This window comes from Burkholderia semiarida, assembly GCF_029268935.1.
Lineage (GTDB): Bacteria > Pseudomonadota > Gammaproteobacteria > Burkholderiales > Burkholderiaceae > Burkholderia > Burkholderia semiarida.
The window spans coordinates 146,778-163,858 of sequence record NZ_JAHLCL010000010.1; the positions used below are offsets into that span (position 1 = coordinate 146,778).

Sequence of the window (17,081 nt, forward strand, 5' to 3'; positions counted from 1 at the left end):
TTTCTGCATCAAGCCGATATAGCAGCTCCGGGGCGTACAGCCTAGATCGGCTCGCGCCCTGCTTTGTCGAGTAAACACTACATTCACGTCATTTGAAAGGACAGAAGAATGAAGAACAGATTCAGTACCTCGGGAATTCGGCATGCACTGTGCGCGTCTGTGAGTTCGCTCGCTTTGCTAACCGCATGCGGCGGAGGGGGCGGCTCGAATTCGGTCAACTCCGCCGACAGTTCGCCTGCGACAACCGCTAGCGTCATGTCTGGTACGGTCGCCTTCGGTAATGCCCTTGCTAGTGCCGCCGTGACCGTCACCGACGCGAGCGGCAAGACCGTGGCCACCACCTCGGGCGCCGATGGCAGCTATAGCATCCCGCTGTCGGGGCTCACCGCGCCCTTCGTCATTACGGCGACAGACCCAACAGGCGTCACGAGCACGCTCTATTCAATCGTTGCGAGCAAGGCCACGACTAACGGCGCTCCCGTGATCGCTAACGTCACACCGCTGACAACGGCCGTCGCGGCGTTCCTCACCACCGATGGCAATCCGGGCACGCTGGCGGGTAACTCGTCTGTTATACAGCCCTCCGTCGTGAGCGCGTCCGTCGCCAAGCTCGACTCGGCACTGGCTAAGATCCTCTCGGCGAACGGTTTGTCGGCCACATCGTTCGATCCGATCGGCGGGACCTTCGCGACGAACCAGACGGGGGCGGACGCTGTCATCGACTCGGTCAGGGTATCGCCCTCTGCGACTGGTACCGGACTGCAACTCGCCAGCCTCGCTGACCCGGATGCGGCGATTCCGTTGAACCGCAACACCACGGTCTCGACGCAGCTCAAGGCGCCGTCGCAACCGGCCAACTATCTGGCCGGGCTGCTGACCGCACTCGGGCAGTGCATGGCGGGAACGTCATCGGCCTGCACGAGCGCGATCGACGCGAGCTACCTGAACGACGGCTACGGTTCGATGCAGAACCGCCATTCCGGCCTCTTCGCGACCGGCTCAACATTGACCGGGGTGAAAACTGTCGCGTTCCTTCCTGCCAATACGCTGCCCGCCATCAGTAGCCAGGCAGCGCTCGTGTACTTCCTGTTCACGGGTGCCGATGGCAGGCCGAACTTCGCAAGCGACATCGTCCAGCAGTTGCCAAGCGGAAGGTGGGACATCATCGGTAACCAGGAGCAATACAACATCTACATCGCGTCGTTCCTCGGCCGAGTTCAGTTCACCGACAGTGCCGATGCGGGCAACGGGCGTTACGAAGCGGGGCTCAACATCCACGTCCCGAGCAGGGTGACGGCCAACGGCGTCTCGACCCCGGTGGGGTCAGCGCGCGTGCAGGGCCCAGGACTACCCGCGAACGGAATGTACCTGCTGAACGCTGCGAGCAATGCTGGCGATGGAGCATTCAATCCCTATCTAACGATTCCTTCGACGCCCTTGACCGCACCCTGGACAGGATGCTCCACGTGTTCACAGTCGAATGGCACGACCACGCAATACAAGTGGTCGTGGACTTCGTTGAGCGGGGGAACCTTTCCGTCCCCGGCCACTGCTGACTATGCCGCGCAGCAAGTCGATCTGACATCAGTGCCGCAGTTCTCGAAGTACACAGTCACGCTGTTCGACATGAGCGGCGCCCCGATCGGTCAGCCCCAGAACGTGATCAACGTCGGTCCGAAGGTAACGGCAGCGGCAGGCCCACTTGTGCCGTGGCAAACGCTCGGCAGCGACGTGATTGCCAACTTCCTGACAGCCGGCGGTTCGGCGACGACGAGCGCGCTCTCGTCGCTGAAGCTCGACTGGACGGTTCCGGCGAGCAGCGCGGCCTACCCGAACTTCTGGACGTCGATCGGCGCGGTGCAGGCCGCAGTCGTGAATAACGGCGTCCAAATCGCGCCACAGGAGGCGTATAGCGTCTTCGACTGGGGAACGCAGATAGCGAACGGCAGCTCGTATTCAGAGACGCTCACAACCCAGTCTGGCGCGACGCTTGAAGGACTGAACGCGGAAGTCTCACGCAACGTCCAGCTTGGCTGGAACGCCGACGGCCTGTATTACACAAATACGTGGCAATACAGCAACTGATTACGCCCGCGCGGCCAATTGTCATGCATGTCACCCTGCGCTCACCGTGAGCAACCTCACGTGGGGTTCGGTACCTGGGTTCTGGCACACATCACCCTCGGATCGCCAGAACCATTTTGCCGACCGGCTCACCGGTCGGCGCTTTTTTCTACGGGGCGCCACATCGGCTTTCCCACCTCGATCTCAATCGACAAGCAAACCCATGAAAACGCTCATTGCATCACTTTGCGCCGTGCTCGCGCTCGGCGGTTGCTCGGACAGTCACCTGAAGGTCCGGCTAACCAACAATCCCGCCTTCCCCGAGATACCCCGCCTGCGCCTCACCGCAATCGATCAAGACGTGACCATCAGCGGCGTAAAAGTCAACGACGGCGAGTGCCCGCTGAACATGCTCGAACGATTCCCTCGAACGATTCCGAAAGGTTTGAGCGATACGGTCGACATTCTGTCGTCATGCGACACCGTAAAGAGCGTTGCCATCCAGACCGACGACGGCACCTTCAACTTCTCTTTTTGAAAGGAAATCGACTATGAAACAGATCCTTGCGCTGCTCGCTGCTGCCTGTGCGTTCACAACCGTCCATGCTGGTACCACGTGCGTCTATACAAAGACAAAGACGTTGCCGAACTACAGCCTCGCCCTCGTACATCCGGTCACGGTCTATAAGGAACCCAATGTGACGTCCGAATCGAAGCAGATCATGGAAGTCGGCGCATACTACGTGATTGCCCGAAAGAGCAGTTTCATCAAGCTCGCCGACGCACGCTATTACGCGAAGAATCCGGCGTATGCGTTCGCTGGATGGGCGAAGAAGGACGATTTCGATATCGTTGCATATCGCAACTGCGTCGCAGCCTCGACATCTCAGTAATCTCAGACGCGCACAACGGGCGCAGGGAAATTCCCTGCGGCTCGCCTCGTCGCTGATTTTTTTGTCCATCTGATGCAAAAGCGAACCACATACTCTTTGAACCGGTACAGTTGGCAAGCCCTACAGCCGTGAGACCACAGCTGGAATCATTGGCTCTGGTATGGTTCCAGTATGCCCTCGAACTTCCACTTTTCGCCGCTCCCTTTGTCATGCCAGACGCCGGCTACATCACAGTAGCTTCCGTCGGGTGAGACTATCGCACGGGAAACGGAGATTTCTACCTCAAGCGATCGTTTCGAGCCGACAAAGTTCGCGGTTGTCGCGGTCTTCCATCCGTAAACCTCGTCAGCAGGCTTTGTAGTACCCGAAACTTCCAGGTTGCCACTGAAGTGTTGCGCAACCATGTGGAACGCGAGCGTCCCGTCCGGTCGCAAGATGAAGCGCTTCACGAACAATAGGTCGGTCGGGTAGTCGGGGAACTCCAGCTCTCCCTCGAAAGCAAGTGCAGTCATATCCAAAACGTTCCGTTTTCGGGTCATTGCAGACGGAGCGCCAGGGCGGACGCCAAGGTGTAGCCCCTCGACCTCCCTGAACCCGAGTGCCATGCGCCCATTATCCGCCGGACGTCGACCTCGTAACAAACCGCTTGAAACCCGATCAGGTTGCCGACCGAGGACAGCTAAGACTCGAATGCGCGTGCAGTACGCCTGCGCGAGGTTTATCGAACACAGCGTGTCAAATGTGCGGCCACCTCGCGCTCCTGCCAGCAATGGACTAGTTCGTCGGTTTCATGACAATGACAGGCGTGCCATCGGCCGCGAACTCACCCTTTCCAGCGAAATTCGGCGTAATCATGCGCGGACGAGACTTGGCGATAGCTGCCACTTTTGCAAGCACAGGATTCTCGGTCTCCGGCCAATCTAGCGTCGAAATGTCGCTGCTGAGGCCTAACAGCTCGACCTCGCAGGAGTGAATTTCGGAATGGTAGGACATGGCCGCGTCAGAGCGCCCTGCTTCCAGCGCAATTAGGCGACGATTGTCGTCCGAGCCAAGCACCTTCTTAACGACGAGTACAGAAAAGTCAAAGGAAATACCGTCTATGTTGATCGAACAAACGTACTCCGCATCGCGCACAAGTCCCGGTACCACACGGTGGAACCAGGTTCGCACATCGGATGCTAGAAATGCTGCCGTCAGATCGACTTCCCCGTTTGCTATCACTGTCACCATACCGCCCCCCGATCTTTAAAGTAATGTGCGGTTCGAATTCGAAACGCATCCGCAAATTTAACATGGACGCGCTTGTCGAGACGTCTTGCACACCGCAATCGCGGAGGCGGTTCGTCAAGGTGTTACCGGTCGTACTCAACGTAATTCACACCATCCGCTGTCTCGATTGCTACGAACCCGTGGGCAACGGTTCTGAAGGCCCTCGCAAGCCCCTGCCACGTAAGGCCCACTGACGCTATGCGTGCGGAATTCTCGGTCATCGGTACCGCCAATCGGATTGAATAAAGATGTCGATGAAATCAGACCGGAAAGATCCGCAACGTTCGGCTGCTTTAGGTCCGAAGATCGCCATGATGCGCGCAGTAAAGGATGACGTTCGATTGCCCTATCGGACGGGCTCGATACACTGCTCAATTTTTGAAGATCAGTCTCGTGGTCGTCGCGACCACTTCGAGCAGAAGACTACGCTGCGTGCCCTCAGCGCCCACAAGGCGCGTCGAGCACTTCGCTAGTGTAAAGTCAGATCTCGTCCCTTCAAGGGAACTCGATCGGTTGACGCTCCACGAGTAGTCCTCGTTCCGCTAATAGAGTTACTCGGTGACCTTTGATGGTCACCGATAATGTGGTAACGCTACGCTATGCCAAGGGCATAGCTCCGCTATCCAGCCTCGTTCGCCTTACCTAGCTTCGCTGGTAAGTCTCACTCGGAGTGGGGGGTGGTTCAAACCATGTACAGCACGATAATTTTTTATACCAAAACAAAACTTTTATTCACAAGCAACTCCCGTGCAAACTATCGGGCGCAAGCGCCCTATCGTTCGAACGGGAGTAGCTTGTTGTGTGCTGCGTGACCTCTCCGAGGGGGAACGTGTTTCCCTGTTTGTATCAGGCGCGCGGCGAAGTCAGCGCCAAGCGCGGCCGGTATCCATGCAGCACGTCGACGCGACGCATCCTGAGCGCCTCTTTCCCACGGTTCAGTACTACTTGTGAAATATGCCGCTCGATGGACCGATAAGCCAGCAGGCGCTGCGGTATCGCTGGACCAGCGCTTCCGGTGCCCGTCTGGACGCGTGCGCCTCCTTAGCCTAACACTAACCGCCGCTGGGTCAGCGAGTGGCCTACGAAATGTGCGATTTTCAAGAATCGCACATTTCGTAGGGGCGCCAGCACTATTGATCGCCGCTTGAGTCCATCATCGTCAAGGAAGCAAGCGCTATCCACAAACTGCGCTTAGCCCCCTTGCACTGACCTACGATGCCTTGTCGCGCCGTTCAGCGCCGCTCTCTCCCGATACTTCTTTCAGCGCCTTACGACGGCGGTCTCCGCGCGTGTTCGCGGGAACCCACGTACCCCAAGAGCGGACCCCATCGGCTTCTTTCAACTGGATAAGGTTGTTGCTGAACGCGAGATACTCGAGTTCATCTCTGAGCAACTTCATCTTTTCCACATCGTCGACTCGAAGGAGCCCGGTAACAGCGGAGGGCGCATCGTTTACGCCCGGAATGCGTACATACGCGTCGTTGTCGCGAACAACACCAGTCCAAGCCTCGGCGACGAGCTTTGCCCATTCCGCCGCATCGAAGACCAAATCGCCGTCGAGAAGGAACGTCCAGCGATAGTGATGCCCCTTGTATTCTCCCCACCCGAGCGACCAGATGCCGCCAACCGCAACGGCAGCAAACTTCGCACTGGCCCGCAGCCGGTTGACAAACGTGGCATGGTGGTCCTTCGTCTGCTCAAGCTGCACCGTGACAGTCTGCTCGGGCCGCTCTGGCGGACGGTAAGCACACTCTATCCGCATCACAAATAGTGTTCGGGATCGCGAGAAGCAGTCGTCTGTGAATCGTTGCATACGCCGCAGTCGACGATTCGCATCGAAAGTGCGTTGCACATCTTCGGTGGCCGCTCCTCGTACCCGAGCCTCGCGGCGAAGCAGATCGAACAGTCCATCCGCAATCTCGCCCGAAAACTGATGTGCGGTCGTGTCGAAATATGTCGGTAGCTTGGCCAAACACTCGTGGAGGATCGGAAACCGATCCATGTAGTAGGCGGCCACATCGTGGAACAGCTGCGCATAAGCGGGGAGCTTGAAACGGCTGAGGTTCAATTCAGGATCGACTACCGCCAGCACGAGGCTTCGCAGATGCGGGTAATACCGCGCCAATGCGCGTTCCTCTACCCGAATCAGCTTGCCGTCTTCGCGTCGCTCAAAATCGAACGCCCGGCCGTCGGTGTTGACGATCGCCTGCGCGAGAGCGTCCATGCGGCGAACGGTGCTCGCCAACGCGCCCACCGAATTTCCGAGGATCTCAACGCGCCGTCCACCTTGCTCTACGACCGCGCGCATCATGTCGTCTTCGATCCGATCCAGCATCCGTCGGCGTACGAGACTGTACGTCAATGCTGCCTGACACGTCTGCTGTCCGCTATCGCGGTACACATATCGGGCGTCGCTTGCGATCCACGGAGTTTCGCGGCGAGTAAGTCTATGCATCGGCATGGGGATCCCCTTCATATCTGCGGCGCAGCGGAATGGACGGCCTGATACAGCGCGTAATACCGACGCCGGAGGTCCGTCGCAGTTTTCTGCGCGCAGTTGAAGTGCTCGCGAATGCCGTCGATCGTGGGACGGACCTTGCCTGCTGCGACATCGTGCACGAGTTGCAGCAGCCGACTATAAGTAACGTCCGGCTCAGGAGCGGTAGCCGGCCCATCTTCACTGATGGCGAGTCCGCTGCGACTGGCGCTAGTCGTCACGACTACCGGCGCCTCGTTCGCCTCGCCCTCCACACGACTACGACCAAGCGCCAAAAACCAGCAAAAGCCACCGGTAAAGTCGAGGACACATGCGCACACAAGCGCGACCGCCAGATTCAGCGTGTCTTCGTCGATGCCAGTCGCGCGCGAGAGTCGAGCAGTCGCCGGATCCTCGCGCGCCGAGTCGCGCAGTCGCGCGAACGAGTCGGCCCGGCGGTCGATCTCGTTTTCACGACGCCTCGCCTCATGCTCTTCAATCGCGAGCGCCCGAAGACGCGCATCAAGGACGTCGTGACGCTTGAGCCTCTCCGGGCAGTCGGCGTAACAACGTCGGGAATCGTTGATCGCCAGCATCGTTCGAATCTGTTGCTCTTCGGCCGCAATCGCCATTAGAGTACGAGGAACTGCGCCGTCCCACTCTGGTGCTGAAAGCTGGGCCGTCACTGTCTCAGCCCGTTGCTCCCCAGCTTTTTGCTGTGTCACAACAAAAAAAGATACCTGTCCGTACAACGCCACCAAAAGGCTCGCTGCGGATAACGCCATCCCCCAGTAGCGGGCGAAGATCGACTTTCCGCGACTCACTGCCGGCAACAGATGCGCGCCGACAACGGCCGCCACAGCAAGCGCAACGCAGGCAGCCTGCGCCGGAACCGTTGCAGCCCGTTGCAAACCAGACATGACGGCAATGCCGGTAGAGGTCAGCGTGGTGACAATCGCGAGCGCAATAGCTAGGAAGTGGGACGGGCCATTCGGAAAGCCTGTCGACGGGGCTGCTCTGTCGACAACGTTCTCCTTGCGGTCGATGGTGGAGTCTAGAAATTGATTCATTTCAAATCCTTTTCGTCACCCGGTGCATTCGTCATTCATATTGCGACGCGGCAATGTGCAGGCGGACCGCCGCCACCGCACCGGGCATAAGCCGCCGCACGGCGCGCGTGGCGTCCGTACGGGCGATCCAGTATCAGGTTTCAGTTGGCAGGGAAGAAGGCTGGCGACATTCGGATAAGCGACGCGTTACCCCGGCTTTCGATCCATACCCAGCCTGCGCGACATAAAGCATCCAGCGCACGCTTGCAACGCGCCTCGTCAAGGCCGAATGTTGGGGCCATGTCCCTTAGCTCGGTGCGGGTGATGAACTGGCGGCGGCGATGCAAGGCGTGCATGTTGAGGACATGCACGAGGATATCGATGTCGGCCTTGTCGGCAGGCGAAGGCTCTAGCGAACGCATGAGGACCTTGTTGGTCTCCTCCGCAAGCCACAGTCCGATTTCGATGGCGGCGCTCATCGTGCGCTCGCCGATCGCGCCTTCCAGGCCTTCGAACCGGTGAAGGACACCTGCGAGCCGAGCGATCAACACGGGCAGCCGGCCCAAGTATGGGTCCATCTGCGGGGCCCTTTCGGGGCCCCTCAGCCGCATCCCGACCAGCGGTGGTACCTGGCGGAGCATCTCGCCAGCGCTTTTGGATAGCTCGAGGACCACCGGCTCGAAGTCGCCGCTCTTCCGCATGCGCTTACGTGCGTCCCGTAACAGAGCGAGAACACGTTCGTCATATTGCTCAAGCGTTTTGTATCGCAGCGTGCGTTCGATCAGAATTCGCGCATGGGCCGTTTCCCGCGCGTCGAGAAGCTGCATGCGCGCGAGGAATCCCGTGTTGAACGCGTCCCCGCCGTGCTTGTTCAGGTACTCATATAGCGGAGCCGGTTGAGTCGCGATCACAATCGACATGAACGCATGTCCGACCGAGTCGGTGCCCGTCGTGATGCGTTCGTTCCTCGCAAGGCGTCCATCGTGCAGCGTGCACAAGTCTGCGAAAGTGCTCGAGAGCTTGCTTTTAAGGAAGCGAATCCCTTCGTCTTGCACAATGCCGGCGGACGGCCACGTCTTATGCAGCCGGCGGCGTAGCGCCGGCACAGTCGCATCCTCGACTAGCCAAGATGCTTTTCGTGGCGGACGCGGTTCGTCGACGAGCAGCACACTGAGCTTAACACTCAAATTCGAGACGTCCTTGCCGGCCGCGATCGCATCGTCAATTTCGCGAGTCAGGCGCCGAACGCGGGCCTTCCACACATGGCGGTCCGCGTCGTAGTGACGACGATGCTGCTCCGTTTCTGCGGCAGCCTCCGCCTCGGCCTTCGAGAAGGCCTCGCGCAAACGCGTGAGCAGCACGGACTTGCCGCTAACAGGCGGTGCAGCCGCGACGTAATAGCCAGTCAATGGAATTAGCCGCCCGTCCCGCAAACGGAGGAAGCAACCGTCTTGACAGGCCAGAGTCACCATTCCGAGTACGAGAAAGAGCGTCAGGTCTGAAGCAGTTCGATAGGCCTGCTGCAACTCGTCGCAAATGCGGCCAAGTAGGGTGCCACCGAGCGCCTGAGAGATCGCGCCCGCGCGAACGACCATCAACGCGTGAGGAACACAATACATTTCAACGGCCCCCATTACGCTGCATTCCGCGAATCAGCGCGAGCTGCGATCCACGCGTCGACCTCGGACTCCAAGAATCCCACCGAGCGCGCGGTAAGCTTGATTTTGCGAGGGAAAGTTAGGTCGTTCGACATGAGCGCGTACAGGGTTGCGCGCGACAGGTTGGTCCGCTCGATTAGCTGTTTGATTCGAAGAACGCGGAGCGCCTTGTCTGGCTGGTGGGCGACCAGCGCCGGATCAACAGGCGTGTTTTGGCGGCTCGGCGAGAGATATGGCTGAGCGACATCATGTGCAGGTTTGTTCATTGACATCTCCATCACGGTTTAGGCAGACGGGGATGGACACTCCTCGTCTGCAAGGTCCGGCCAGCGCCGGCGCGATAGAGAATGCAAGCGGCCCCCAGGGGCCGATCAATATTGTCTGCGAACGTCTTTCAGGATAAGGCTTCGGAAGGGGGCCGGGCGGCCCCCTCCCGCTTCGGCCCGCCCGTCATTACCTGGGACATGTAGGCTGGATTCTGTGGGTGAGTATTCCAGAGCTTCATCCTCTCACGCACGTTGCGCTCGCAGATGTCGAACCTAGCTGCAGTGGCTTTCGCACTGTGTGTGCGACGATACTCGACAAACTCTTGATACCGCTCGATCGTCCACATAGGCCGCCGGGCGTATTGCCTACCCATCTCTGCTTTTGAAACGTCGCCACGCTGCGCCACTTTGAGCAGAGTCGCCGCCTCATTCTTAGTTGACGTCTGCCGGCCTTCGTGTGCCTGCGACGCTATTTGGTAGGGAACGCCTATTCCTTCCAGGTATTCGATGGCGGTCCGCTTAGAGACGAAACATTCGGAGGTAAATGTGATTCTTTTAATAGGGACATGTCGCGCGTCACAGACAACGAGTTTTCCGCTTTCGAACCCGTCTCGCAATGCGTTGATTTGGTCAAACTGAAGCTTTTGCCGCGCGGCTTGCTGCCGAGCCACATCGGCTTCGGTCGGCAAAAAGGGCTCCCAATTCCAACGCCCATCGACAAGTTCACGATACGCCGTCAAGAACTGCTCACGCTGAACTTCGTCCATTGGATAGCGCACCTCCGGAAGCTGCGGCAAGAGCTCTGCCAAACGATGACGTTCTTCATCGCTCAGTTCAGACGAGTTCCAAAGGGTCTTCTTGCCCGACACAGAGGTGCGCACATCGACGGGGAAACTGTCGGTGCTTTCGGTAGAATAGTGCGGGATTCCGGTGTCCCAATGTTTCATTACCACGCAATCGATGCCTATCGTCCCCTCAGCAGCAACCGGCTGCTTGACGCGCGCGATGGCACGTGCGAGGTCCCACAAGCTGATGAGCGCCTCGTCCCCGAACTCGACGACTGCTGACATCTTCCCACTCCGTTTGAAAATAATTCCGGAATGGTAACGCTGGAAACCAAGAGATAAGGGCGGCGGTGAGGCGAACGACCTCGGTTTGAAGTGGGCCAACGGCAACAGCGTATCGATTTCCTGGGCGCCGTCGCTTGGGCAAGGTCTGCTCAAATAGCGCCGCTAGGAATCGTTGAGAATATACGAACAAGCTGCAACCAGAACTAGCGAGGGTGTCTAGAACGCCCTTCCTCAGTCAAGAATTTCCGTACCGTTTCCGTACAGAAATTAGCAGCAGAAAAAGCCACACACCATCTCGTTGATTTGCTTGATATTTTTGGCGCGCCCGGCTGGGATCGAACCAGCAACCCCTGCCTTCGGAGGGCAGTACTCTATCCATTGAGCTACGGGCGCGTGAGACAGTGAAACGACCCCATATACAGGCCGTCCACGATTGGCAAGATGGCAAGGATACCCGGTTTCCCATGACGCGTCCACCTTGCCCGACGAATCGGCGTCAGAGCGCGATCCGTGCGGGTAAACACGCGCCATCGCGCCGCTCGCCGTGATGTAAACGTTCCGTCTATAATCGTCCGTGCTTCATTGGACTGCCATTTTGCCGTTGCACCGCGCTCACAATTCCTATTCACGGAGACGAGGCAAGCATGAGCGAAGCACCCCACGAATCTCCCGTCAAAACCCCCGGGCAGTTGATTGCCGTCATCATCGCGTCGTTCGCGATTCCGATCGTCCTGATCGTCCTGTTCGCCAATTACGCGAACCATGCATTCCGTTCCGGCGCCGGCACGGACGCGCTATCCGACGAGCAGGTCGCCGCCCGTATCGCGCCGATCGCGAAGGTCGACGTGAAGGACGCCAACGCACCCCGCACGTACAAGACCGGCGAGGAAGTCTACAAGGCCGTCTGCGTGACCTGTCACGGCACCGGCGCCGCCGGCGCGCCGAAATTCGGCAACAAGGACGACTGGGCGCCGCGCATCTCGCAAGGCTTCGACACGCTGCTGAAGACGGCCCTCGCGGGCAAGGGCGCGATGCCGCCGCGCGGCGGCACGAGCCCCGACGACGTCAGCGACTATGAAATCGCCCGCGCGATCGTCTACATGGCGAACAACGACGGCGCGAACTTCCCCGAACCGGCCGCGCCGGCCGCCAACGCGGCGCAACCCGCCAGCGGCGCACCCGCGTCGGGCGCCGACGCATCGAACGCGCAGGCCGCCGCGGCCATGGCCGCGATCGCCGCGATCCCGAAGGCCGGCGAAAAGCCCGCGGCCGCGCCGACCAGCGCCGACGCCGCATCGGCCGGCAAAGCGCTGTATACGCAGGTGTGCCAGGCTTGCCACGCGGCCGGCGTGCTCGGCGCGCCGAAGTTCGGCAGCAAGGAAGACTGGGCGCCGCGCCTGAAGGAATCGATGGATACGGTCTACAACTACGCGCTGCACGGCAAGGGCGCGATGCCGCCGAAGGGCGGGTCGAACGCGTCGGATGCCGACGTGAAGGCGGCCGTCGACTACATGGTCAACGCGTCGAAGTAACGCCTCACCCGGCCATCCGTAAAAGACCCCCGCGGCGCCTGCGCATCGCGGGGGTTTCGTTTTCGGGTTGCCGGTTCGCCGCGCCCTCGTGCGCGCGGCAGCGCCGCCACGTCACTTCTGCAACAACGCCTTCAGGCTGGCGAGCCGATCCTTCGGCGACATCGGCGCCTCTTCCGGCGTCGGCGGCGGCGCTTCGTCGAGCCCCATCTCGGGAATGAAGCGCGACGGTTCGCACACGACCGTCTCGCGCGCCCGCTTGCGCTTCTTGCACCAGTTCAGGTGCAGGCTGCGCTGCGCGCGGGTGATCGCGACATACATCAGCCGGCGCTCCTCCTCGATCCGCTCGTTGTCGATCGGGCCGTCGTCGTCGCTGCCGCCGCGGTGCGGCATGATGCCTTCCTCGACGCCGACCAGGAACACGTGCGGATACTCGAGCCCCTTCGACGCATGGACGGTCGACAGCCGCACGGCGTCCGGGTCCTCGTCCTTGCCCTCGAGCATCGACATCAGCGCGACGGTCTGGATCAGGCCGAGCAGGTTCTTGCCCGTATCGGCGAGCCCGTCCGCGTTGTGGAAACCTTCGGCCTCGCCGTCGACGGCCTCCGTCTCCGGCTTGGTGCCCTTGCGCTTCAGCCATTCGAGGAATTCGAGCACGTTCTGCCACTTCGACTGCGCCTGCCGCTCGTCGAACGCGTCGTACAGGTACGCCTCGTAGTGGATCGCCTCCATCATGTCGTCGAGCACGACGGTCGCCGGCTCCTTGTCCGCGCGTTCGGTCAGGCGCTGGATGAAGTCGCAGAACATCCGCAGCGGCTCGACCTGGCGCGCCGACAGCCGCGCCTCGATCCCGCCCATGTACACGGCCTCGAACAGCGACACCTTCGCCTGCCCCGCGAACGAGCCGAGCGCCTCGAGCGTCGTGTTGCCGATGCCGCGGCGCGGCGTCGTGACGGCACGGATGAACGCGGGATCGTCGTCGGCGTTCGCGATCAGGCGCAGGTACGCGCACAGATCCTTGATCTCGGCCTTGTCGAAGAACGACTGCCCGCCCGACAGCACGTACGGGATGCGCTCGCGCCGCAGCACCTGTTCGAAGATGCGCGCCTGGAAGTTGCCGCGGTACAGGATCGCGTAGTCGCGGAACTGCGCGCGCCGCTCGAACTTGTGCGCGGACAGCCGGAACACGACCGATTCGGCCTCGTGTTCCTCGTCGTTGCACGCCGTGACGGTGATCGAATCGCCCATTCCGTGCTCGGACCACAGCTTCTTCTCGAACAGCTTCGGGTTGTTCGCGATCACGTTGTTCGCGGCGGTCAGGATCCGCACCGTCGACCGGTAGTTCTGCTCGAGCTTGATCACGTGCAGCTTCGGGAAATCCTTGCCGAGCTGCGCGAGGTTCTCCAGCGTCGCGCCGCGCCAGCCGTAGATCGCCTGATCGTCGTCGCCGACCGCCGTGAACGCGGCGCGCGGGCCCGCGAGCAGCTTCAGCAGCTCGTACTGGCACGCGTTGGTGTCCTGGTATTCGTCGATCAGCAGGTAGCGCAGCTTGTTCTGCCAGCGGTCGCGCACCTGCTCGTTCTTCGCGAACAATTCGGCCGGCAGGCGGATCAGGTCGTCGAAGTCGACCGCCTGGTACGCGTGCAGCGTCGCCACGTAGTTGCGGTAGACCAGCGCGGCCTGATGCTCGTCCTCGTTGGCCGCGATCGCCATCGCCTCGTCGGGCATGATCAGGCCGTTCTTCCACAGCGAGATGATGCTCTGGATCTTGCGGATCAGCCCCTTGTCGGTCGTGCCCAGTTGCTCCTGGATCATCCCGAAGCAGTCGTCCGAATCCATGATCGAGAACTGCGGCTTCAGGCCGACGTGCTCGGCCTCCTGGCGCAGGATCTGCACGCCGAGCGAGTGGAACGTGCAGACGGTGAGCTGGTTGACGGGCACCTTGCGGCCTTCCTTGCCCGGCGTGGTGAGCGTCTTGCCTTCCAGCAGCTTCGACACGCGCTCGCGCATTTCGGCGGCCGCCTTGTTCGTGAACGTGACGGCGGCGATGTGGCGCGGCTCGAAGCCTTTCGCCTCGATCAGGTGCGCGATCTTCTGCGTGATCACGCGGGTCTTGCCGCTGCCCGCGCCGGCGAGCACGAGACAGGGACCGTCGAGATAGCGCACCGCTTCGTTCTGAGCGGGATTGAGGCCTGCTGACATGATGGCGGATGGTGTTGCGGGTTGACGGCGGAACGCCGGGAGGATGCCGTGCGCGGCAGGCTGGCGAAGCAGGCGGACACGCAGGCAGGACGCGCATGTTAACACGTCGGCGGCGCGTATTTCGGGCGCACCGCCGGACGGGGGCGCGCGGGCTCGCCGGGCGGGCGCCCCCTGTCCGTTCGGCGTGGTCGTGGCTGGCCGCTCGGCCAATCGGGCCCTGTCGGCGCCGTGATCGGACACAATAGGCCCTTCTCCCGCGCCACCTCGCGCCGCGCCGCTTCGACTCACTTGAACCCTCACCGGATCGACCTCATGGGATACCCGTTCGCCACCGCCGCCCTCGGCCCGCTGCTGTTCGCACAGGGGCGCTACGTGCGCCGCGTCACGCCGCGGCTGCCCGAGGCGGCCGGCCCGCGCAGCGGCGTGGCGGGCGACGGCCCGCCGCTGCGCGTGCTGGTGGTCGGCGATTCGGCCGCTGCGGGCGTCGGCGTCGCGACGCAGCACGATGCGCTCGCCGGGCAACTGGCGAACGCGCTGGCGGCCACGCACCGCGTGAGCTGGAAACTGCTCGCGCGCACCGGCCTGACCACGCGGGAGCTGGTCGACTGGCTCGCCACCGAACCGGCCGAGCCGTTCCACGTGGCGGTCACGTCGCTCGGCGTCAACGACGTGACGGGCGGCGTGCCGCCCGCACGCTGGGTCGCGCAGCAGGCCGAGCTGGTCCAGCTGCTCGGCACGCGCTTCCAGGTCGGGCACGCGATCCTGTCGGCGGTGCCGCCGATGGAGCGCTTCCCGGCGCTGCCGCAGCCGCTCGCGTGGTATCTCGGGCGGCGCGCGCGGCGGCTCAACGCGGCGCTCGCGGCTTGGGCCGGCGCGCAGCCGCACTGCACGTTCCTGCGGGTCGACCTGCCGCTCGAACGCCATCTGATGGCCGCCGACGGCTTCCATCCCGGCGCATCCGCGTGCGCGGTGTGGGCCGCGCAGGTCGCGGCCGCCATGCGCCAACGGGTGGGCGGATGATGTGGCACGCGATGAGGCCGCTGGCGGCTCGGAGCGCCGAGCAGCGCCGCGCCGAGCCCGAGCCCGAGCCCGAGCCCGAGCCCGAGCCCGGGTCCGGGTCCGGGTCCGGGTCCGGGTCCGGGTCCGGGTCCGCGTCCGGGTCCGCGTCGCGTCCGAGCCGAGCCGAGCCCGGAGCCCGGAGCCCGGAGCCCGGAGCCCGGAGCCCGGAGCCCGGAGCCCGGAGCCTGGAGCCTGGAGCCTGGAGCCTGGAGCCTGGAGCCTGGAGCCTGGAGCCCGGAGCCCGGAGCTGGAAGCTGGAAGCTGGGAGCTGGAGGCGGGCAGTCGAGAGCCGGACCCGGTCAACCGTACCGCACTGCGCCCCGTCCCGCGCAAAATGCCGGCATTCCTTGCGCAAGCGCCGCTCCGCCTCGCGCGTTTCGCCCGACACGTCTGTGCAAGCGACGCCGCCATGCCAAAATAGCCGGTCGTCTTCGCGCCGCTCCGGCGCGCCATCCTTTAGTTTCCTTCGCAGCCAGGAATTGCCATGTCGTCATTGCTCAGGATTGGTTTGATGGGTTTCGGTTTCGCCGGCGCGACGTTTCACGCGCCCGTGATCGCCACGAGCGGCCGCACTGAAGTCGCGGCGATCGCGACGGGTCAGCCCGATCGCGCGCACGCCGCGTATCCGGGCGCGCGCATCGTCCCCGACCTCGACGCGCTGCTCGGCCTCGACGACATCGAATGCGTGGTGATCGCCACGCCGAACGACACCCACTTCACGCTCGCGCGCCAGGTGCTAGAAGCCGGCCGCCACGTGGTCGTCGACAAGCCCGTGACGCTCACCGCCGACGAGGCGCTCGCGCTCGCGCGGCTCGCTAACGCGCGCAGCCGGCTGTTCGCGCCGTTCCACAACCGCCGCTGGGACGGCGATTTCCTCACCGTGCGCCGCATCGTCGAATCGGGCGAACTCGGCCGCCTCACCTACTTTGCATCGCACTTCGACCGCTTCCGGCCGACGCCACGCACGCGCTGGCGCGAGGAACCGGCCCGCGGCGGCGGCCTGCTGCTCGACCTCGGCCCGCACCTGATCGACCAGGCGCTCGCGCTGTTCGGCACGCCGGAAACGGTGAGCGCCACCGTCAAGACGCGCCGCGACAACGGCACGGCGCCCGATTTCGTGCACCTGCTGCTCGGCTATCCGGACAAGGACGTCGCGCTGCATGCGAGCGCGCTGTCGGCGATCGAGCCCGCGCGCTTCACGCTGCACGGCACGCGCGGCAGCTACCAGAAATTCGGGCTCGACACGCAGGAAGACCAGCTCAAGGCCGGCCTCACCGCGGACGACGTCGAATTCGGCGGCGGCAATCCGCCCGGCCTGCTGCGCGTGCTCGACGGCGAGGTCGAGGTCGAGCGTCCGGTGCCGACGCTCGACGGCCAGTACGCGGAGTTCTACCGCGCGCTCGCCGCGTCGATCCGCGACGGCGCACCCTTCCCCGTCACCGCGCAGGACGCGGTCGACGTGATGACGATCATCGAGCTCGCCGCGCAGAGCGAACACGACGGCCGCCGGCTGCCGTTCGTGCGCCGCATCGTCTGACGGGCGCCG

Annotated in this window: 14 protein-coding genes and 1 tRNA gene; 6 read left to right on the plus strand and 9 right to left on the minus strand. The window is 62.5% G+C overall.

The annotated features are described in order from the left end of the window. Nucleotides 1-255: 255 nt before the first annotated feature. The 3 genes from KPB06_RS33595 to KPB06_RS33605 all read left to right on the plus strand — a co-directional run bounded on the left by KPB06_RS33595 (nt 256) and on the right by KPB06_RS33605 (nt 2,957). The gene (locus KPB06_RS33595; protein ID WP_275920589.1) at nt 256-2,085 is read left to right on the plus strand and encodes a cell wall anchor protein; all 1,830 of its coding nucleotides are present in this window, start codon (nt 256-258) and stop codon (nt 2,083-2,085) included. Nucleotides 2,086-2,287: 202 nt separating this feature from the next. Continuing rightward, nucleotides 2,288-2,602 (plus strand): hypothetical protein, encoded by a 315-nt coding sequence (locus KPB06_RS33600; RefSeq protein WP_275920590.1) that lies wholly within the window; start codon nt 2,288-2,290, stop codon nt 2,600-2,602. A gap of 13 nt (nt 2,603-2,615) precedes the next feature. Beyond that, nucleotides 2,616-2,957, plus strand: coding sequence for a hypothetical protein (locus tag KPB06_RS33605; RefSeq protein ID WP_275920591.1), 342 nt, complete (start codon nt 2,616-2,618; stop codon nt 2,955-2,957). Nucleotides 2,958-3,103: 146 nt separating this feature from the next. Here the strand turns inward: KPB06_RS33605 and KPB06_RS33610 are convergent, their stop codons facing one another. The 8 genes from KPB06_RS33610 to KPB06_RS33645 all read right to left on the minus strand — a co-directional run bounded on the left by KPB06_RS33610 (nt 3,104) and on the right by KPB06_RS33645 (nt 11,138). Further along, a complete protein-coding gene (locus tag KPB06_RS33610; protein WP_275920592.1) occupies nt 3,104-3,562 on the minus strand; it encodes a hypothetical protein in 459 nt (152 codons plus the stop codon). Between the two features lie 169 nt (nt 3,563-3,731). Further along, nucleotides 3,732-4,187 (minus strand): hypothetical protein, encoded by a 456-nt coding sequence (locus KPB06_RS33615; protein WP_275920593.1) that lies wholly within the window; start codon nt 4,185-4,187, stop codon nt 3,732-3,734. A gap of 1,249 nt (nt 4,188-5,436) precedes the next feature. Next, nucleotides 5,437-6,561 carry an inovirus-type Gp2 protein gene (locus tag KPB06_RS33620; RefSeq protein ID WP_275920594.1) on the minus strand — a complete coding sequence of 375 codons (1,125 nt, stop codon included), beginning with the start codon at nt 6,559-6,561 and terminating at the stop codon, nt 5,437-5,439. A 137-nt stretch (nt 6,562-6,698) separates the two neighbouring features. Beyond that, complete coding sequence (locus tag KPB06_RS33625; RefSeq protein ID WP_275920595.1) at nt 6,699-7,772, minus strand: hypothetical protein; 1,074 nt, start codon at nt 7,770-7,772, stop codon at nt 6,699-6,701. 140 nt (nt 7,773-7,912) lie between these two features. Further along, a complete protein-coding gene (locus tag KPB06_RS33630) occupies nt 7,913-9,385 on the minus strand; it encodes a DUF3987 domain-containing protein (RefSeq protein WP_275920596.1) in 1,473 nt (490 codons plus the stop codon). After that, complete coding sequence (locus tag KPB06_RS33635; RefSeq protein WP_275920597.1) at nt 9,385-9,675, minus strand: helix-turn-helix transcriptional regulator; 291 nt, start codon at nt 9,673-9,675, stop codon at nt 9,385-9,387. The genes KPB06_RS33630 and KPB06_RS33635 overlap by 1 nt, the downstream gene beginning before the upstream one ends. Before the next feature lie 128 nt (nt 9,676-9,803). Further along, a complete protein-coding gene (locus tag KPB06_RS33640) occupies nt 9,804-10,745 on the minus strand; it encodes a hypothetical protein (protein WP_275920598.1) in 942 nt (313 codons plus the stop codon). 317 nt (nt 10,746-11,062) lie between these two features. Then, nucleotides 11,063-11,138, minus strand: a tRNA-Arg gene (locus KPB06_RS33645). Nucleotides 11,139-11,389: 251 nt separating this feature from the next. Between KPB06_RS33645 and KPB06_RS33650 the strand changes: the two genes are divergently transcribed. After that, a complete protein-coding gene (locus KPB06_RS33650; protein ID WP_059580617.1) occupies nt 11,390-12,277 on the plus strand; it encodes a c-type cytochrome in 888 nt (295 codons plus the stop codon). Nucleotides 12,278-12,388: 111 nt separating this feature from the next. Here the strand turns inward: KPB06_RS33650 and KPB06_RS33655 are convergent, their stop codons facing one another. Further along, nucleotides 12,389-14,476 (minus strand): UvrD-helicase domain-containing protein, encoded by a 2,088-nt coding sequence (locus KPB06_RS33655; RefSeq protein ID WP_059580615.1) that lies wholly within the window; start codon nt 14,474-14,476, stop codon nt 12,389-12,391. A 312-nt stretch (nt 14,477-14,788) separates the two neighbouring features. On the opposite strand from KPB06_RS33655, the gene KPB06_RS33660 reads away from it, so the two are divergent. Beyond that, nucleotides 14,789-15,496, plus strand: coding sequence for an SGNH/GDSL hydrolase family protein (locus KPB06_RS33660; RefSeq protein ID WP_059580613.1), 708 nt, complete (start codon nt 14,789-14,791; stop codon nt 15,494-15,496). Between the two features lie 523 nt (nt 15,497-16,019). Further along, nucleotides 16,020-17,072, plus strand: coding sequence for an oxidoreductase (locus KPB06_RS33665; protein ID WP_059580610.1), 1,053 nt, complete (start codon nt 16,020-16,022; stop codon nt 17,070-17,072). Nucleotides 17,073-17,081 lie beyond the last annotated feature (9 nt).

Excerpts from the sequence above, each read along its gene's own strand:
- KPB06_RS33615 (WP_275920593.1), bottom strand. The coding sequence starts at position 4,187 with ATGGTGACAGTGATAGCAAACGGGGAAGTCGATCTGACGGCAGCATTT.
- KPB06_RS33630 (WP_275920596.1), bottom strand. The coding sequence starts at position 9,385 with ATGGGGGCCGTTGAAATGTATTGTGTTCCTCACGCGTTGATGGTCGTT.
- KPB06_RS33650 (WP_059580617.1), top strand. The coding sequence starts at position 11,390 with ATGAGCGAAGCACCCCACGAATCTCCCGTCAAAACCCCCGGGCAGTTG.
- KPB06_RS33665 (WP_059580610.1), top strand. The coding sequence starts at position 16,020 with ATGTCGTCATTGCTCAGGATTGGTTTGATGGGTTTCGGTTTCGCCGGC.
- KPB06_RS33605 (WP_275920591.1), top strand. The coding sequence starts at position 2,616 with ATGAAACAGATCCTTGCGCTGCTCGCTGCTGCCTGTGCGTTCACAACC.
- KPB06_RS33660 (WP_059580613.1), top strand. The coding sequence starts at position 14,789 with ATGGGATACCCGTTCGCCACCGCCGCCCTCGGCCCGCTGCTGTTCGCA.
- KPB06_RS33595 (WP_275920589.1), top strand. The coding sequence starts at position 256 with ATGTCTGGTACGGTCGCCTTCGGTAATGCCCTTGCTAGTGCCGCCGTG.
- KPB06_RS33655 (WP_059580615.1), bottom strand. The coding sequence starts at position 14,476 with ATGTCAGCAGGCCTCAATCCCGCTCAGAACGAAGCGGTGCGCTATCTC.
- KPB06_RS33635 (WP_275920597.1), bottom strand. The coding sequence starts at position 9,675 with ATGAACAAACCTGCACATGATGTCGCTCAGCCATATCTCTCGCCGAGC.
- KPB06_RS33620 (WP_275920594.1), bottom strand. The coding sequence starts at position 6,561 with ATGCTGGATCGGATCGAAGACGACATGATGCGCGCGGTCGTAGAGCAA.
- KPB06_RS33640 (WP_275920598.1), bottom strand. The coding sequence starts at position 10,745 with ATGTCAGCAGTCGTCGAGTTCGGGGACGAGGCGCTCATCAGCTTGTGG.
- KPB06_RS33600 (WP_275920590.1), top strand. The coding sequence starts at position 2,288 with ATGAAAACGCTCATTGCATCACTTTGCGCCGTGCTCGCGCTCGGCGGT.
- KPB06_RS33610 (WP_275920592.1), bottom strand. The coding sequence starts at position 3,562 with ATGGCACTCGGGTTCAGGGAGGTCGAGGGGCTACACCTTGGCGTCCGC.
- KPB06_RS33625 (WP_275920595.1), bottom strand. The coding sequence starts at position 7,772 with ATGAATCAATTTCTAGACTCCACCATCGACCGCAAGGAGAACGTTGTC.